General features: G+C 66.5%; 15 protein-coding genes. 6 read left to right on the forward strand and 9 right to left on the reverse strand.

Annotation, left to right across the window (positions count from 1 at the left end):
• Positions 1–16 precede the first annotated feature (16 nt).
• Together C1H84_RS08985 and C1H84_RS08990 are read right to left on the reverse strand one after the other, a co-directional pair.
• On the reverse strand, positions 17–868 hold the full coding sequence (locus C1H84_RS08985) for an ABC transporter permease (protein ID WP_113607195.1): 852 nt from the start codon (positions 866–868) through the stop codon (positions 17–19).
• Between the two features lie 38 nt (positions 869–906).
• Positions 907–1,743 carry an SDR family NAD(P)-dependent oxidoreductase gene (locus tag C1H84_RS08990; protein ID WP_113607196.1) on the reverse strand — a complete coding sequence of 279 codons (837 nt, stop codon included), beginning with the start codon at positions 1,741–1,743 and terminating at the stop codon, positions 907–909.
• Between the two features lie 379 nt (positions 1,744–2,122).
• Here C1H84_RS08990 and C1H84_RS08995 point away from each other — a divergent pair, with 379 nt between their 5' ends.
• From C1H84_RS08995 to C1H84_RS09020, 6 genes are all read left to right on the forward strand, one after another.
• The gene (locus C1H84_RS08995; RefSeq protein WP_220124895.1) at positions 2,123–2,971 is read left to right on the forward strand and encodes an ABC transporter ATP-binding protein; all 849 of its coding nucleotides are present in this window, start codon (positions 2,123–2,125) and stop codon (positions 2,969–2,971) included.
• A 36-nt stretch (positions 2,972–3,007) separates the two neighbouring features.
• On the forward strand, positions 3,008–3,820 hold the full coding sequence (locus C1H84_RS09000; RefSeq protein WP_181728088.1) for an alpha/beta fold hydrolase: 813 nt from the start codon (positions 3,008–3,010) through the stop codon (positions 3,818–3,820).
• 50 nt (positions 3,821–3,870) lie between these two features.
• Positions 3,871–5,784 carry a flavin-containing monooxygenase gene (locus C1H84_RS09005; RefSeq protein ID WP_113607199.1) on the forward strand — a complete coding sequence of 638 codons (1,914 nt, stop codon included), beginning with the start codon at positions 3,871–3,873 and terminating at the stop codon, positions 5,782–5,784.
• Positions 5,785–5,848: 64 nt separating this feature from the next.
• Positions 5,849–6,712, forward strand: a complete 864-nt coding sequence (locus C1H84_RS09010; RefSeq protein ID WP_113607200.1) for an alpha/beta fold hydrolase — start codon at positions 5,849–5,851, stop codon at positions 6,710–6,712.
• Entirely contained in the window at positions 6,709–7,407 is a 699-nt protein-coding gene (locus C1H84_RS09015; RefSeq protein WP_113607201.1) for an SDR family NAD(P)-dependent oxidoreductase, read from the forward strand. The genes C1H84_RS09010 and C1H84_RS09015 overlap by 4 nt, the downstream gene beginning before the upstream one ends.
• A 229-nt stretch (positions 7,408–7,636) precedes the next feature.
• A complete protein-coding gene (locus C1H84_RS09020; RefSeq protein ID WP_244910862.1) occupies positions 7,637–8,623 on the forward strand; it encodes a YeiH family protein in 987 nt (328 codons plus the stop codon).
• 217 nt (positions 8,624–8,840) lie between these two features.
• Here C1H84_RS09020 and C1H84_RS09025 read toward each other — a convergent pair whose 3' ends face one another.
• The 7 genes from C1H84_RS09025 to C1H84_RS09055 all read right to left on the reverse strand — a co-directional run bounded on the left by C1H84_RS09025 (position 8,841) and on the right by C1H84_RS09055 (position 17,861).
• Positions 8,841–10,058 carry a cytochrome P450 gene (locus tag C1H84_RS09025; RefSeq protein ID WP_113607203.1) on the reverse strand — a complete coding sequence of 406 codons (1,218 nt, stop codon included), beginning with the start codon at positions 10,056–10,058 and terminating at the stop codon, positions 8,841–8,843.
• Complete coding sequence (locus tag C1H84_RS09030) at positions 10,003–11,214, reverse strand: ABC transporter substrate-binding protein (protein ID WP_113607204.1); 1,212 nt, start codon at positions 11,212–11,214, stop codon at positions 10,003–10,005. The genes C1H84_RS09025 and C1H84_RS09030 overlap by 56 nt, the downstream gene beginning before the upstream one ends.
• A gap of 626 nt (positions 11,215–11,840) precedes the next feature.
• Complete coding sequence (locus C1H84_RS09035) at positions 11,841–12,887, reverse strand: NAD(P)-dependent alcohol dehydrogenase (RefSeq protein WP_113607244.1); 1,047 nt, start codon at positions 12,885–12,887, stop codon at positions 11,841–11,843.
• A 128-nt stretch (positions 12,888–13,015) separates the two neighbouring features.
• Positions 13,016–13,765, reverse strand: coding sequence for an SDR family NAD(P)-dependent oxidoreductase (locus C1H84_RS09040; protein ID WP_113607205.1), 750 nt, complete (start codon positions 13,763–13,765; stop codon positions 13,016–13,018).
• Between the two features lie 55 nt (positions 13,766–13,820).
• Entirely contained in the window at positions 13,821–15,146 is a 1,326-nt protein-coding gene (locus tag C1H84_RS09045; protein WP_181728089.1) for an MFS transporter, read from the reverse strand.
• A 158-nt stretch (positions 15,147–15,304) separates the two neighbouring features.
• Entirely contained in the window at positions 15,305–16,906 is a 1,602-nt protein-coding gene (locus C1H84_RS09050; RefSeq protein WP_280524254.1) for a flavin-containing monooxygenase, read from the reverse strand.
• Between the two features lie 10 nt (positions 16,907–16,916).
• The gene (locus C1H84_RS09055; protein WP_220124896.1) at positions 16,917–17,861 is read right to left on the reverse strand and encodes an alpha/beta hydrolase; all 945 of its coding nucleotides are present in this window, start codon (positions 17,859–17,861) and stop codon (positions 16,917–16,919) included.
• Positions 17,862–17,928 lie beyond the last annotated feature (67 nt).

Genomic DNA, 17,928 nt, shown 5'->3' on the forward strand with positions numbered 1-17,928 from the left:
GGCATTCAGCGGGCGGTTAGCGGGTCCACTTGGTGACAAGCTTCTGGACTCCGGAGATCGAGGCATCCAGCGCCATGGACAGCAGGCCCATGGCCAGCAGGATGGCGAAGGTCTCGGAGACCTGGAAGTTGTTGGTTACGATCACCAGTCGCTGGCCCAGGCCGGTGTAGGCTCCGACCATTTCGGAGACCACCGCGCCAAGCACCGAGTAGACCGCGCCCAGGCGCAGGCCGCCGATGATGGAGGGCAGCGCGGCGGGAAGTTCGATCTTGAAGAAGCGCTGCGCCTTGGTCATGCCCAGGGACGTGGTCAGCTGCTTAATATCGTGATCCAGCGCCTGCAGTGCACCCATGGTGCTGGTCATCAGCACGAAGAAGACCACGGAGAAGGCCACCAGCGCCTTCGGTCCAAAGCCCAGCCCGAACCACAGGATGAAGATCGGAGCCAGCGCCGGGCGAGGCAACGAGTTCATCAGGGTCAGGAACGGCTTCGCCGCGACGTGCAGGACATCCACGCGGACGAACACCACGCCCGCCAGGATGCCGAGCACGGCACCGGCGATCAGGCCGACCATGGCTCCCGAGAAGGTCGCCATGACATCCACCCAGAACGTGCTATCCGCCAGCTGGGTCACGAAGGACGTCGCCACATCCAGCGGAGTGGAGATCAGGGTTTCGTCCATCAGCCCCTGGCTGACGACGAGCGACCACAGCACCACGAACGCGGCCAGCACGCCAATGCGCAGGGCCCAGACGGTAAGGTTCCGGTTGATGCGGTTCTTGCGGCGCTCAATGAGGATCGTGCTGTCATCGTAGGCATTCGCGGACTGGCCTACAGCCGGCCCGTTTGCTTGCGTTGCGGTTGTCATGGGTACACCTTTTCTGGACTCGTCTGAGTTAAGGATTTCTAGGCTTCGACCGGCTTGCGGATCAAGCGCACGTCCAACGGCGAGGACGTGTGGGGGCCGCCGGTGACGGACAGGACAGTTCCGGTGATGAAGCTGGCCGCATCGGTGGACAGGTAGATGCAGGCATCGGCGACTTCCTCCGGCAGACCCACACGGCCCAGGGCCAGGAATTCACCATAGGTGGCTTCGGTCTTCTTGTCCGCGAAGCGCGAGTTCGGGGTCAACGTCGCTCCTGGCTCCACGCAGTTCACGCGCACGCCGCGGTCTGCCCATTCCCAACCCATCGTCTTGGTCAGCGAGGCCAGGCCGGCCTTGGCTGCCGCGTAGGCACCGCGCATCGGGTGGGCGTAGTTCGCCGAGCCCGAACCGACGTTGATGATGACGCCGCCGCCCTGCTTTTCGAAGACCGGCAGCACCGCGCAGGCGGCGTGGAAGGCGCCTGACAGGTTGGTGCCGATGGTGGCATTCCAGGCGTTGACCGACATGTCCTCCAGACGCGCGGCGAAATTGCCTCCGGCGTTGTTGATCAGGACATCGATGCGGCCGTAGTTCTCCAAGGCAGCGCGAACCAGCGTCTGCGCGGTGTCCGGCTCCTTGATGTTGCCGGTCACCATGACGGCTTCGCCGCCCAGCTCTTGAATGTGCTTGACGCGCTCCTGCAACGTTTCTTCCTTGCGGCCGTGCAGCACCAGCTTTGCTCCGGCTTCAGAGTACTTCTCGGCCAGCGCGGTGCCGATGCCGCCTGTGGCGCCGGTGATGATGACGACCTGGCCCTCGAAATCGAAAGTGGCCTTGCCGTGTTTCTGGGTGCCCACGGCAGTCGCAGATGTGGTCATGTTGATCCTCCAGGTGATGGGTCTTGGGATGGCATTGCGGGCTCCAGTCGGAGTGATCGAAACCGCAAGCGATGCGTTTGTGAAAGCTTCTAATCGTTTTCAATCGCGGGCAACAAGAATCCAGCTATCGTCGCGATAGGGCTTGAACGCCCCGGTTTTCCTTGACTCGTTTGACGGGTGTTGAAACGATTCCTACACCGGCAAGTGATGCAGACCACAGCATTTCCGTTCTCGTGAACAGGGTCGTCATTGCACCGCTAAAACTCGCTGACAAGCGCAAAGAGCATGTCGGCAGGTCCCGACAACTACCCAGCCCTTGGAGCGAATGCGACCCGATGACAGCGCATCGCTCAAGACCGAGAGTAAGAGTGAGGTTCCCGTGAGCCAGATTGCTGAAACCACAACCGAAACCAAGAAGGTGCAGGGTGTTTCCGTTGAATTCAAGAACGTGAATCACAGCTTCCTGCATGGCGACACCCCAGTTCGTGTGCTGGACAACTTCAACCTGCGCATCGAGCCATCGGAGTTCGTCAGCATCGTCGGCCCTTCGGGCTGCGGCAAGACCACTGCGCTGGGTATGGTGGGCAACCTGCTGAAGCCGCGCGCCGGCGAAGTGCTGATCGACGGCAAGGAAATCCGCCCCGGCGGCAACGACGCCGCATTCCTCTTCGCCCGCGACGCCCTGCTGCCTTGGCGCCGCGTCCGCTCGAATGTCGAGCTGGGCATGGAGGTGCGCGGAGTTCCCAAGGAGGAGCGCAAGGTCCGCGCCGAAGCATGGCTGCGCAAGGTGCGCCTGCAGCAGTTCGCCGAATCAGATGTCCTCCACCTCTCCCAGGGCATGCGCCAGCGCGTGGCCATCGCCCGCACCTTGGTGCAGAACCCCAAGGTCCTGCTCATGGACGAGCCCTTCGCCGCCTTGGATGCGCAGACCCGCGCCATCCAGCAGGAAGAATTCACCGGATTGTGGGAGGCCGAGCGTCCCACCGTCATCTTTGTGACCCACGACCTGGAGGAAGCTATCCTGCTCAGTGACCGTGTCATCCTGATGGCAAGCCGGCCCGGCCGCATGGTTGTCGACATGAAGATCGACCTGGAGCGCCCGCGCCGCCAGGACATGCGCCGCGACTCCGACGAATTCAAGGCCTACTTCCACGAAATGTCCGACCGTCTGCGCCACGAAGTTGATCTGGCTGAGCAGCGCATGCGCGAAGAGAACAAGAATTCCTAGGGACCTGCGGTCCTGCACTAACGAACGGCACAAATTTTGCTTCAGACGAAAAACATCCTCCGAGATGCCGATGGCGGCACCGTGGTCTATCACCGCTACGGCAACGGACCCCGTGTCCTCACCGCATTGCACTCGCTGGCTTTGGACGGCACCTGGTACCAGCCCTTGGCCGCCGCGCTGGGCGAGCAGTACACGGTGCTGGCTCCTGATTTCCGCGGCCACGGCGAAAGCCTGGTTGGCGGCGCCGAGATCTCCCTGGCCCAGGTCGCCCGGGACGTCAACGCCATGTGGGAAGCCGAAAACGTGGAACACAGCGTGATCATGGGCATCTCGCTGGGCGGCATGGTCGCCCAGGCAGTGACCGGATCCTACCCGGACAAGGTCCGCGCCCAGATCCTCATGGCGACCCGCGGCGCCTATGACCAGGCCGCCGCCACTGCCACGACGGCGCGCAGCGCGGAGGTCCGCGCCGAGGGAGGCATGGAGGCTGTCCAAGACGCCACCATGTTCCGCTGGTTCGGCGAGAAGTCCAACAACCCGGCCGACGAGCTGGTCAAGCGCGCCCGCGCCCAGTTCCTGAACGCCGGCGGAGAAGTCATCGGCTCCTACTTCGAGGCGATGACCCGGGTCGGCGACTTTGCCGTGGACACCCCGCCTCCGACCCTGGTGCTCGGCGGGGACGATGACCGCAGCACCTCGCGCGCCGTCCTTGAAGCGCTCGCGGCCTCGATCCCGGGCGCCGAGCTGGACTTCGCCACCGGCGGCCACCTGGTGGCCTTCGAAAACCCGGAGATCGTCGCCGAACGCCTGAGCCCCTTTCTTGACCGCCTTTCCTGGGACCGCGGCTGACGCGCGCCCGTCCCCACTTGACACGACACAACTGTTTCAACGGAGAAATCATGCAAATCACCACCGGCACCCTGGCCGAAACGCTCAACATCGAGGATCTTCGCGCGAATATCGATTCGGCCCAGACCCCGGCCCTGATCATGCTCACCGCCCACGTCACCTCCGACACCTCGGTGCTCAAGGATGAATGGCGCCCGAACCTGCGCACCCTGCCTTCCAGCGGGCTGAGCCCGGAAGCCGATGCCGCGGCGCGCGAGCTGTGCCTGAGCCTGCTGGAGCCGTTCCTGCCGCAGCAGCACACTTGGGCCGAAACCCTGGACGATTCGGTGCGCATCGCCATCAGCAACTGGCTGATGGGCGCGGTCAACGAGGATGCGCTGACCCTGTCGAAGGTCGCCTTCACCTCCAACACCGGCGATCCGCGCGCACCGCAGTGGACCCTGGACGACATCGCTCCGGGCAGCGAGCTGACCGCGACCGTGATCGGCACAGGCTTCTCCGGTCTGATGGCCGCGCTGCGCCTGAAGCAGGCCGGCGTCCCGTTCACCATCATCGAGAAGAACACCGGCGTGGGCGGCACCTGGTGGGAGAACACCTACCCGAGCTGCCGCACCGACGTGCGCAGCCACATCTACACCTACTCCTTCCGCCAGCTCAACTGGGAAACCCACTTCGGCCGCCAGGACAGGATCCACGACTACCTGCACGACTTCGCAGCCGACAACGGCCTGCTGGAGCACGTCGCATTCGGCGTCGAGGTCACCAAGGCCGTCTTCAACGAAGACACCCAGACCTGGAGCCTGGAGACCAAGGACCTGAACGGCAACGTCGCCACCCACGAGACCAGCATCGTGATCAGCGCCGTCGGCCAGTTGAACCGTCCGTCCATCCCGAACCTCCCGGGACTGGACAGCTTCACCGGACCCAAGGTTCACTCGGCGCTGTGGGACCACGAGCTGGACTTCACCGGCAAGAAGGTGGCCGTCATCGGCACCGGCGCCTCCGCGCTGCAGTTCGCCCCGGAGGTCGCCAAGGTCGCTTCCAAGGTCACGATCTTCCAGCGTTCGGCCCCATGGCTGCGCAAGACTCCGGTGCTGCGCCAGGAAGTCCCCGCCGGCGAGCGCTGGATGATGGACCACCTGAACCAGTACCGCGCGTTCTACCGCTTCTCCATCTTCCTGCCCCGCCTGATCGGCAACCTGCCGGCAGCCACCGTGGATCCGGACTACCCGCCCACCGAGCGAGCGGTCTCGGCAGCCAACGACGCGCTGCGTCAGGAACTGACCGAGTACCTGGTCGAGCAGGCCGGGGACCGCGAGGACCTGCGCGAGCAGATCATCCCGAACTACCCGCCGGCAGCCAAGCGCATCATCTGCGACGACGGCACCTGGGTCTCCACCCTGAAGCGCGAGAACGTCCAGCTGGTCTCCCACGCGGTGCAGAAGATCGACGAGACCGGCGTCTGGGCCGGCGACGAGCACTTCGACGCGGACATCATCCTGTTCGGCACCGGCTTCAAGGCAGCAGACTTCCTGCTGCCGATGAAGGTCGAGGGCCTGAACGGCCAAGACCTGCATGAGAAGTGGGGCATCGACGCGAGCGCCTACCTGGGCACCGCGCTGCCGGGCTTCCCGAACTTCTTCTGCATGTACGGCCCGAACACCAACACTGTGATCCACGGCAACCTGGTCTTCTTCCTCGAATGCCAGGCGAACTACATCCTCAGCGCTATCAAGACCCTGGCCGAAACCGGCAGCAAGTCGATGAACCTGCGCGACGACGTGTTCGACGCCTACGACAAGCTGATCGTCTCCGAAAGCGCCAAGCGCACCTGGGGCTGGTCCAAGACCCACTCCTGGTACATGAACGCCGAGGGACGCTCCACCATCATGTGGCCGCTGCCGGCCATCGAGTACTACCGGCGCACCGCGCAGGTCGACCCCGCAGAATACGAACTGAGCTAGCTGGAAGGCGGCGCGCCGGCGCCGCCTTCCCCCGTCACCTACGTGAACAACACTGGAGGAACCAATGCCTACGAACACGGCAACTATCACCGAGACCACTGCGGTGGTCGCCAACTTGGAAACCCGCTACTTCACCGGCGGGCCTGAAATCGGGACCCCCGTGGTCTTCATGCACGACGGCGCCTGGGGCGGCGCCACCGATATCACCTGGGGCAAGGTGCTGCCGCTGGCGGCCGAGACCTACCGCGTGATCGCCCCGGACTTCCTGGGCTACGGCGGCACCGCCAAGTCGGTGCGCGTGGACGTCTCCCCGTTCGCCTTCCGCATCCGCCACGTCTTTTCGCTGCTGGACCAGCTGGGCATCACCGAACCGGTGCACCTGGTGGGCAACTCCTTCGGCGGCTCCATGGGCCTGCGCGCCCTGAGCGACCCGGCCTACCGCGACCGCATTGCGTCCGTGACCACCATCAACGGCACCGGCGGCCCTTGGAAGACCGAGGACATGGCCAAGATCGGCGCCTTCGACGGAGAGCGCGAATCCATGGAAGCCATCGTTGAGATCCTGTGTGACGAGTCCGAGGACCGCCAGGAGCTCGTCGACGCCCGCTTCGCCTGGGCCCGCACCCCCGGCCACTTCACCTGCATGCGCGCCCCGCACTTCCCGATCCCTGACGCGCTGAAGGCCGAGCGCCCTGCAGATCCGTTCCCGGAAAACCTGCGCGGCATCACCACCCCGGCGCTGCTGCTCGAGGGCGCCAACGACACCCTGCTGGAATCCGGCTGGAACCAGAAGCTGGCCGAGCTGCTGCCTGGCGGCGTGGCCAAGACCATCGAGGCCAAGCACTGCCCGAACATCACCCATCCCGAGCAGACCTGGGAGATCATCAACGAGTTCCTGTCCGCACAGGTTGCAGGAGGCAAGGCATGAGCAAGCCGGCACTGGTGATTTCCGGCGGTTCCTCCGGCATCGGCGAAGCGCTGGTCGAGGACCTGCGCAAGGACTGGGACGTCTTCTCGGTCTCCCGTTCGCTGCCCAAGAACCCGCTGGAGGGTGTGCACTACGTCGCCGGGGATGTCGCCGGCGACGCGGCCTCAAATGTCCGCGAGGCCCTGGCGGCCGCAGGCCACACGAGCATCCACTCGCTGATCCACTGCGCCGGCGTGGGCCTGTTCGGCCCGTTCCTTGAAACCACCAAGGCGGATTGGGAACGCACGCTGATGCTGAACCTGCACGGCACCCTGAACTTCGTGCAGGGCTTGGCAGATCTGGTGCAGGATTCGGGCCGCGTGCTGCTGTATTCCTCGGGCACCGTGTTCAAGGCTCCGGGCGGCTCGGCCGCCTACGCCGCGTCCAAGGCAGGCATCATCGGTTTTGCGCGCAGCTTCGCCGTGGAGATGGGCGCACGGGACATCACCGTCAACGTAATCGCCCCAGGGCTTGTCATCACGCCGCTGGCGGCCGACCTGGCCAAGGGCGAGGAGGCGAATATCGCCACCCGCGCCATCAAGCGCCCGTCCGTGGTCCAGGACTACGTGGGCCCGACCCGTTTCTTCCTCTCCGAGGGAGCCGGGTTCGTTTCCGGGCAGACCCTGGTGGTTGACGGCGGATCCATCCGCCGCTGATTTCCCCTGCCCAGACGGCGGGTGTCGAGAGTTCCTCGGCGCCCGCCACCGGCTTTTAAGCACCCATATGAGTGCGATATGACCGTGATAGCGATATAGGCATCACAGGCAGGAGCCGAATCATGGCAAAGTCAATGACATGGCACTTGATGAACCGAAGCGAACAAATATGTCGGCGGACCCCGCTCCCGCCCCGGCACGCGATGATGCGCAGCCGAAACCTTCCGTCATGACACGGGTCAGCGGATTCCTTCCCGGTATCATTCTGTGCCTGGCAATGGGCGGCGTGTCGCTGGCCGCGGCCCGGCTGGTGCCGGGCATGAGCGCGCTGCTGATCGCGATCCTCCTCGGCGCACTGTGGCGCAACCTGGCGCCCGTGCCGGCTGTCTTCGCCCCCGGCGTCACCTTCTCCGGGAAAAAGCTGCTGCGCACCGGCATCGTGCTGCTGGGCTTCCAGCTCTCGCTGGGCGCCATCCTGGCCCTCGGCCCGGGCGTGCTGGTCATCGTGGTCCTCTGCGTGGGCGTCACCTTCCTGGCTACCGTATGGATCGGCGGACGCATGGGCATTGAGCTGCCCCAGCGCCTGCTGATTGCCGCCGGATTCTCCATCTGCGGCGCGGCCGCCGTGGCCGGCGCCGAGGGCGCCACCCGGGCCAAGCAGGACCAGGTGGCCACCGCCATCGGCCTGGTGGTGCTCTTCGGCACCCTGATGATCCCGCTGACCCCCGCGCTGGGTGCGCTGCTGGGCCTGAGCGAGACGAACATCGGTGTGCTCATCGGTGCCTCCACCCACGAGGTGGCCCAGGTGGTCGCCGCCGGCGGCGCCGTGGGCGCCACCGCACTGAGCGTGGCAGTCACGGTGAAGCTGGCCCGTGTGGTGATGCTCGCCCCGATCATGGCCGGGCTGTCCCTCTACATGAGCCGCAAGCACAACATTGAAGGCGGCAAGAAGCCGCCGCTGGTCCCGCTGTTCGTGGCGCTGTTCCTGGTCGCCATGCTGATCCGCACCACCGGCATCCTGCCCGAGTCGTTCCTGTCGCTGGCTTCCACCGCGCAGACCATCCTGCTGGCCGCCGCCATGTTCGCACTGGGCCTGGGAGTGCACCTGAAGTCGATCGTGAAGTCCGGCGGGCGCTCGCTGGTGCTGGCACTGCTGTCCACACTGGTCATCCTGGTCATCGCCGTGGTCGGCGCGCTGCTCTACAGCCCGATGTAAATCTGCACGCCAGGCGGATCCACAGCGGCCGGAAAAGGCCGCTGTGGATCCGTTTGCTTTTGGCTGCAGACCGGCCGGTTTCACCGCGAAGCAGTCCCGGAATCCGGATCAGGCTGGGGCATTGCGCCACACGCGATTCACAGTGGCACCACACAGCCGCGGCCGGGAGAATTTTCCTCCCGGCCGCGGCTGTGTGATGCCTGTTTCCTGAGTTCCCCTACTTCAGGGTGAAGCGCAGCGGCACCGAGGACCAGCCGCGCAGCACGTTGTTGTGGTGGTAGCCGACCTCGCCGGCCAGCTCGATGGAATCCACGGTATCCAGCAGCTTCTCCAGCAGGCAGGCCGCCTGCAGCCGGGCCGCGTGCTGGCCCACGCACTGGTGCACCCCCATGCCGAAGGCCAGGTGGCCCGAGGGGTCCCGGGACAGGTCGAACTTGTCCGGGTCCTCCCAGCGGCGCGGGTCCCGGTTGGCCGCCGGATAGCACATGAGCACCTTGCTGCCCTCGGGGATGGTGATCCCGCCGACCTCGAAGTCCCTGGCCGCGGTGCGGAACATGGCCTGCACCGGGGACACCCAGCGCAGCGCCTCGTCGAAGGCAACCCGGGCCAGGGACGGGTTGGCCTTCAGCTTCTCCCACTGCTCGGGGTTGGTGGCCAGCGCGTAGAGCAACCCGGAGATTCCGTAGATGGTGGTGTCCACCCCGGCGGTGATCAGCGAGCTGCCCAGCAGCGCCGCGTTCTCATGCAGAATGTCCCCGCGATCCGCGGCGGCCCAGATGTCCGCGCCGAAGCCCTCGGACTTCAGTTCCTCGCGCTGGCACTTCTGGTACAGCCACGCCGCCAGCTCCGGGGCCCTGCGCTCCCCCGCCTTGACCAGGTCGTTGTAGGGGCCGGCGGTATTGAAGTTGTGGTCCGCGAACTCGACGAACTTGTCCCTCGCGCATTCATCGACCCCGGACGCGTCGGGGAAGAAATCCACCGGTAGCATCGCGGCGATCTGCGCATGCCCGTCGACGGCCAGGCTGTCCCCGGAGCTGCTATCGGCCAGCAGGCCGTCCACCAGGGTGTCCACGCGGGCCATGCAGGTTTCGCGCAGGCCGCGCAGGGCCCGGGCGGAGAGGATCTCCTGCAGCACTTCGCGCGGAGCGTCATGCAACGGCGGATCGGTCTGCAGCAGCCCCTTGGGCGAGTCGAGCTCGCGGATACTCACCCCGTCCCCCGACTTCAGGTCCTGCCACGCGCACAACGCATCGGACAGCTCGGCGAAGCGGCCGATCGCGTAGACGCCGTAGCGCGAGAGGAACGCCACCGGCCCTGCCTCGCGCAGCCGCTCTTGGAACGGCAGCGGATCTTCCAGGACTTCGGCGCTGAACGGATCGTCATCGATGATCGGGACCGTTCCTTCGGCCATGGGACAACGTGAGGTGACGCTCATGCAACTGCTCCTTCGTGATCGATCCTGCTGCGGGAAAATGGCGGCGGGCGAACTCGGGCACCAGCGACTCGTAGGTGATGTCGCCCTTCTTGATGCTGCCGAAACGCAGCCCGACTTCGGCCATGCGCTCCACAACGTCCTTGGGCACCTTGAACATCGGCTGCAGCTTCGGTGCCACGTCGGCGGCGTAGTGGTCCATGTAGGCGCTGGCGATTTCCAATCCGCTGCCGCCCAGGGCGGTGTCGTTCAGGATCTTCGCGGCTCCGGCCTTGTCGTTGAGCATGAACTCGTGGGCGTCGTTCTGGGCCAGCAGCCAGTTGTTCACTGCCTGCGGCTTCTCGGCGATGGTCTTCTCGTTGGCGATGATGGAGACTACCGCCTGGTTGCGGATCACGTCAGGCGAGCTGGCCTCCGCGAAGTCCACCAGCACCTCGCCGCCGGTTTCCTGCGCCACGTAGCGGGCGGTGGTCCACTGCACACCCACGTAGGCGTCGATGCGGTTGGCCTTCATGTTCGGGATCGCCTGGGCGCCCAGGCCCACTGCCAGCACGGTGACGTCGCTGTACTTCAGTCCGGCTTCTTCCAGCGCGAGCTTCAGCTGCAGGTCGCCGCCCGAACCGATGGCCGGCACGCCGACCTTCTTGCCCTTCAGGGACTTGATCTTCTCCACGAAGCTCGCATCCGCCGACGGCCAGCTGCCGCTCTTGGACCGGGCGATGCCGTAGGTGGTTTCCATGGTGCGGAAGCCGATCAGCTGCGGCTTCTGCCCCTTCTGGCTGTTCGCGTGCGTCACCATGAGGTTCAGCGTGTCCGCGGCCATGCCCTCGACCGCTCCGGCGGCCAGCAGCTGGAACCCCTGGACGCCGCTGGAGGGCACGATGTGCTTGGGAACATCCAGGTGGCGCTTGGCGTAGTCCTTGTTCTGCGCGTTGATCGCGTCGATCACGAACCCGTCGCCGGGAACTGTCGAGATGTTGAACTTGATAGTCTCCTCGCCCGGCGCGGCGGTGGTGGATCCGCCGCAGGCTGCCAGCAGCGGCGCGGTGCCCAGTACGGCGGCGCCGAGGCCGGCGAACCTCAGGATTGACCGGCGTGAAATGTCGTTCTGCGGAAGTAGGAGTTTGCCTTGCGAGCCAAGCTGTCCTGAGCGGTTCATGTCCCCATGCCTTTACGTCGTCAAAAGTTCGGTGGTGCGATGTTTTGCCGTGCCGCGATTCCTTGGACCGCGGGACGGCGCTTGCAGGCCGAGCAGCTTCCGCGGCTTCGGTGGAGCGTGCGCCGGGTCCGACTGCGCTGTCGGCACCGGAAGCCCGGACCGCATGGTGCGGTCCGCTCCCGAGAAGTCCTCGAAGCTCCGATCGACCCCGCAGCGGCGGGCCCGATCTGGCGTCAGCATCGCATCAACGCCTTCGCCTGGGTCTCCGGCATGCGTCCGCCCGAGGCGGAGGGCCTTGCCGAAAGATGCGCGTGATTTGCGCGTGGAATCAATACTGTTAGGTAGCTCACGTTTTCGGTAGGCAAATTCCCTGCTCATACCGATAGCCATCGGCTATCACTCAGGACCCACTGCCGCACTGCCATCCATGGGGGAAGATCGGCGCAACTCCGCGGTTTCCGCGCCGGGCGGCGCGGCCGTGCAGGGCGCCGAAACCGCCTTAATACGTGATGCATTTTCTCGACAGGCCCGCTGCCCCAACCTATGATGGCGGCGCAAAAACCGGGACCCGGGCCAGAGCATGGCCCGGGTCCCGGAATATGTGCGCTGGGAGGATTCGTCGCGGATCAGGGGACGATGACCGCCCGGCCGCGGACGGCGCCCGCGTGCAGGTCCTCGTAGGCCTGCGGCGCCTGGCCCAGGGAGTATTCCTGCACCTGGACCCCGACCCTGCCGGCCCGGGCCAGTTCGAAGACCTCGATCATTTCCCCGCGGGTGCCCCAATAGGGGATGCGCACCGCGGCGTCGAAGGCGATCAGGCCGAAGCCTACGGTCATGGTTCCCCCGGCCAGCCCGACGATGGTCACGTCAGCGCCGGTGGCGGCCACCGACTGGGACAGCGCCATGGTGGGCTGCGCGCCGACGAAGTCGAATACCGCATTGGCGCCCAGTCCCCGGGTCAGCTCGCGGATCTTGCCCGCCGCGTCAGCGTCGCTGGGCAGCACGTAGTCCGCGCCGGCGTGCCGCGCCACCTCCAGCTTTTCCTCGGTGACATCCAGCGCGATCACGGTGGCGCCGGACAGCTCCTTGAGTAGCTGGATGCCCACATGCCCCAGCCCGCCGGCGCCGATCACCACGGCCCAGCTGCCGGCCACGAGCTTGGGCAGCGACTGCTTGACCGCGTGGTACGGGGTGAGCCCCGCGTCGGTGAGCGACACGTTTTGCACCGGGTCCAGGTCCCCCAGCGGGAGCAGGTGGCGCACGTCATCCACGATCATGTATTCGGCCATGGCCCCCTGCGCGCCCAGGCCCGGCGGGCGGATGCCCTCTGCGGCGGCGTTGGTGCAGTAGTTCTCCGCCCCGGTGCTGCAGCTGTGGCAGCGCCCGCAGCCCCACGGCCCGTAGACTGCCACCGCGTCGCCGAGGCTGAACGAGGTATTCACCCCGGGGCCGAAGGCCTCGATGATGCCGGCGCCCTCATGGCCCAGGGTCAGCGGGTAGCTGTAGCCGCGGGCCAGGAACTGCTCCTCGGGCATCGCCATGACCACCTCGTCCGAGTGGCAGACGCCGGCGGCGGTGACCTTCAGCAGCACCTGGCCGGGTCCCGGCGTCGGGACCTCGATGTCCACCAGTTCGGGCCGGCGCCCGTGTTCCAGATACCTCAGCGCCTTCATGGTGCGCGGTGCGGTGCCGTCGTTGGCCATTGTTTTCCTTTCGACTAGCGATGCGGCGCAGCCTGTCGTTGCCGCGCCGCGCAGACATATTAATAGGGGGATGCGAAATGCCACTGCCGCGGCATGGCTCAGAGCGCGGTGTAGCCGCCGTCCACCAGGTGGCAGCTGCCGGTGATGAACGAGGCCCCGCCGGAGAGCAGGAACAGCACCAGGGCGACCACCTCGTCGCTGGTTCCCAGCCGGCCCATCGGATGGCGGCCGATCAGCTCCGCGCGCACCGGCTCGTCCATGGAGGCCAGCAGCGGGGTGTCGATGTAGCCCGGGGCGACCGCGTTGACCCGCACGCCCTGCGTGGCGTAGTCCAGCGCGGCGACCTTGGTCAAGCCCACCACCGCATGCTTTGCCGCCACGTAGGCGGCGTTGTTGGGCCGGGCCACGGAGCCGAGCACCGAGGCCATGTTCACCACCGCGCCTCCGCCGGAGGCCGCGATGGCCGGCAGCTGGGTGCGCAGCCCGTAGAAGACGCCGTTCAGGTTGGTGTCGATGGCGCGGGTCCACTCGTCCACCGGGTAACCGCCCAGTGGGGCGATCGCGGAGGTGACCCCGGCGTTGTTCACCGCCAGGTGCAGCCCGCCGAAGCAGGCGATCGCCGCGTCCACCACCCGCTGGGCGTCGTCCGCGTTGCGGGCGTCCTGGGTGAGCGCCAGCGCCTGCCCGCCGGCGGAGGAGATCAGCTCCACGCTTTGCGCGGCGGCCTTTTCATTGATGTCGGTGACGACCACGTTGGCGCCCTGCTGCGCCAGGGCCAGCGCCAGGCTGCGCCCGATGCCGCTGCCGGCGCCCGTGACCAGTGCGGTCTGTCCCTCGAATTTCGGCATGTGCGCCCCTTCGGTCTGCTGCGCGGTGTTGGTTTTCGTTCCGGACGCCTGCTCTTCAGCGGCCGGCGGCGGCCTCGGTGGCGTCGGGTGCGGTTGACTCGGAGGCCATGGCGGCCTGGGCCTGCCGCGTGGTGCGCAGCGCGACCGCGCGGCCGCGAGTGCGGCCCAGGTGCAGCAGCACCAGACCCAGCACGCCCAGCACGGCGGCGGCGTAGAGCGCCGGGGTGAAGCTGCCGGTGATATCGAAGGCAAGCCCCCACAGCGGGGTGGCGATCGCCAAGCCCAGCGAGCCGACGGTCATGACCTTGCCGTAGGCGTCCGGGAAGCGCGCCTGGCCCACCGCGTCGGCCACAATCAGCGGCACCAGCACAGTGAAGGTGGCCAGCGCCAGCGCCATCAGCGGGATGAACAGGTAGTAGCTGGCCACGCTCTGCGTCAGCGCGATCCCCGGGAACGCCACGACATAGGCCAGCGAGGCCACCCATACCGAGCGCAGCGGGCCGATCTTGTCGTAGAGGTAGCCGAACAGCGGCTTGGCGAAGATGCCGCCGATGGCGTACATGGAGACCAGCGCGCCGGCCTTGGCGGTGTCGATGCCGCGGTGCTCCAGCAGCGTGGGCAGGATCTGGATCGCGCCGCCCTCCAGGCAGATGCAGAAGGTGCCAAGGGTCAGCAGCGCCATGACCCCGACCAGCTCGGCCTTGCGCAGCGTCGGGAGCTTCACCGGCGCGTCCGGGTTGCCGGTGTTGATGGCACGCGGCGGGTTCTTGATCAGGAAGATGCCAGGCAGCACCATCATCACCGCGGCGATGATCGCCAGCAGTTGCATGCCGCCGCTCCAGCCGAAGGAGCGGATCACCGGCGGCAGAACGAAGCCCCACACCATGCCGCCCACGGCGTTGCCGGCCAGCACCAGGCCCAGCACGGTGCCCTTGCGCCGGTGCACATGCCAGCCGTTGACCACCACGGTGGCGGCGACCAGGGTGCAGGCGGACCAGCCCACGCCGTGCACGGCGGCGAAGACGTAGAAGAGGTACAGGTTGGTGGTCAGCGACATCGCGAAGATGCTCAGCGTGGTGATGGTTCCGCCGATGATGATCAGCCGGCGGATGCCGAACCGCGGCACCAGCTTGCCGACCAGGGCGAAGCACAGGCCGCTGACCCCGGCCAGCAGCGTGTACTGGATCAGGTAGGCGCTGACGTTGACGTTGAAGTGCGCGGTGCCCGAGGGCACCAGCAGCCCGAAGGCGATGACGAACGAAACGCAGAAGGTCAGGCAGGTGGCCCCGATGGTGGAGGTCAGCCGGTCGCGGCGCAGCTTGCGCGGCAGCGGAACGGTGGCCAGCGAATGCTCCGCGTAGTTGATGTTGTGCTGATTCATGAAAACGGCTCCCCGATGAGTCTCGCGGCGGGGCAGGGGCTTGGCCCCTGCCATGGGTCCCGCGGCATGAATCGTCACGGGAAGGCGGTCGGCCCCCGGCTGGGCGCCCGCATCCCCTCCCCCAAGGAGCGCGGGCGCCCGCCGGGCGGCCAACCGGTTTATTTCAGGGCGAAGCCCTCGTATTCGCGGGCGGCGACGCCCTCGCAGTGCGCACGGTAGGTTCCCACCCCGCCCACGTACGGCATGAACACCCGCGGCTTGCCCGGCACGTTGGCTCCCAGGTACCAGGAGTTCGCGGTCGGGAACAGGGTCTGGTCGGCAAGCTCGCGCACATGCTCAACCCATCCGGCCTCCGAGGCGGTGGTGGCTTCCGAGGTTTCGTAGCCCTTGGCCTGCAGGTAGGCCAGGTGGTCGGTGATCCACTCGACGTGCTGCTCGATCGAGGTGAGCATGTTGCTCAGCACGCTCGGGCTGCCCGGTCCGGCGATGGTGAACAGGTTCGGGAAGCCGGCGATCGCCACGCCCAGGTAGGTGCGCGCTCCTGCGTCCCAGTGCTCGCGCAGCGAGGCCCCGTCGCGGCCGCGGATGTCCATGCGCAGCATCGCGCCGGTCATCGCGTCGAAGCCGGTGGCCACCACCAGCGCGTCCAGTTCGTAGAAGTTCGACTCGGTGCGCACGCCGGTTGGCGTGATCTCCACGATCGGGTCGCTCTTCACGTCGATCAGCTGCACGTTCTCGCGATTGAAGGTGGCGTAGTAGTCGGTGTCCACGCAGATGCGCTTGCCGGTGATCGGGTAGCCGTAGGGCTTGAGCAGCTCGGCGGTCTTCGGGTCCGTGACGGTCTGCTCGATCTTGGCGCGCACGAAGTCGGAGAGCGAGTCGTTGGATTCCTTGTTGCGCATCAGGTCGTTGAAGCAGGAGGAGATGCGGAACCCGCCCTTGGGCCAGTGCTCCTCGAAGACCGCGCGGCGCTCGTCCTCGGAGATGTCCACCGCGGCCTGGTTGCGGCGCTGGTACGGGATGCCCATGGCGGTGTGGCGGGAGCGTTCGCGCAGTTCGGGGTAGTTCGCCTTGATCTTGGCGAACCATTCTTGGTCGATCGGGCCGTTGAAGGCAGGAACCGAGAAGTTGGCCGTGCGCTGGAAGACCTGCAGGTTCTTCGCCTGCTTGGCGATCATCGGGATGGCCTGGATGCCGGAGGAGCCGGTGCCGATCACGCCCACGCGCTGGCCGGTGAAGTCCACCTCCTCGTGCGGCCACATGCCGGTGTGCAGCAGGCGCCCGGTGAAGGAGTTGATGCCGGGGATGTCCGGCATGCGGGCGGAGGACAGGCAGCCGGTAGCCATGATGCAGTACTTCGCGCTGATCACCGAGCCGCCGTCGGGGCCGATGCTGGTGACGGTCCAGCGCTCGGTGCTCTCATCGAACACCGCGGAGACCACGGTGGTCTCGAAGAAGATGTCCTTGCGCAGATCGAAGCGGTCGGCGACGTGGTTGATGTACTTGAGCAGCTCGGGCTGGGCCGGGTAGCGTTCGGTCCATTCCCAGTCCTGCTGCAGGTCCTCGTCGAAGGAGTAGGAGTAGTACGGGCTTTCCACGTCGCAGCGGGCGCCCGGATAGCGGTTCCAGTACCAGGTGCCGCCCACGCCATCGCCCTTTTCCAGGATGACCGTGCTCAGGCCCAGCCCGCGCAGCTTGTGCATTGAATACAGTCCGGAGAATCCGGCGCCGACCACCAGGGCGTCGACTTCATGTGGCATGCGCATTGTCTTACTCGCTTTCAATCGTGCTGAGGTTGCTGATGTAGTTGGCGATGTATCCTGTCGCCTCCAGGCTGGCCGGCAGCACGCCGGTCATTTGGATGAAACCGTGCATCTGGCCCGGCCAGCACACCTGCTGGACCGGAACCCCTGCACGGGAGAGTTCGCTGGCGTAGTGCTCGCCCTCGTCGCGCAGCACGTCGTGCTCGGCGGTGATGACCAGCGCCGGCGCCAATCCGGAGAAATCCCCGCAGCGGATGGGCGAGGCGTCCGGGTGGGAGCGTTCGCCCGGGTCGGGCACGTAGTAGCCCCAGAAGTACTCCATGGCCTCCACCGGCAGCAGGGTCTGGTTCTCGGGTTCGAGGTAGCTCCCGCGGCCTAAGTCGTGGTCCGTCACCGGGTAGATGAGGATCTGCCCGTCGGGCTTGGCCCCGCCGCTGTCGCGGGCCTTGCGGGCGGTGACCGCTGCGAGGTTGCCGCCGGCGCTGTCCCCGGCGAGATACAGCTTGGCGTCCGGGGCTGCCAGCTGCTGCGCGTTCTCCAGCACCCACTGCCAGGCTTCCCAGCAGTCGTCGACGGGAATCGGGAACGGGTGCTCGGGGGCCTTGCGGTATTCGGCAAGCACTACCGTTGCGCCCGAGTCCACGGCGAGGTGGCGGGCCATGGCATCGTAGGCGTCGATGCTGCCCAGGACCCATCCCCCGCCGTGGAGGTACAGGACCACCGAGTGCGCCCGCGCCTTCGGGACGTGGATGCGCATCTGGATGCCGTCGCCGCCGGCTACCGGAAGCCTGAAGTCCCGGCTTTCAGGCAGTTCCGGCCCCGGCGCAAACAGCTGGGCTCGAGTAGCGCTGACCGCCCGGGCCTGCTGCGGTTCCAGCTCGGTCAGCGGGACCGCATTCGGGTCGGATGACATGACGCGCAGCAGTTGCAGCGTCGCTTCGTCGAGAGCCACTTCGCCGTCCTCTGGTCGAAAAGTTGGTGGGTTGGCGCCCCCAAAAACACGTGAAGTGAGAGGCGTC

This window comes from Glutamicibacter soli, from assembly GCF_003309065.1.
GTDB lineage: Bacteria > Actinomycetota > Actinomycetes > Actinomycetales > Micrococcaceae > Glutamicibacter > Glutamicibacter soli.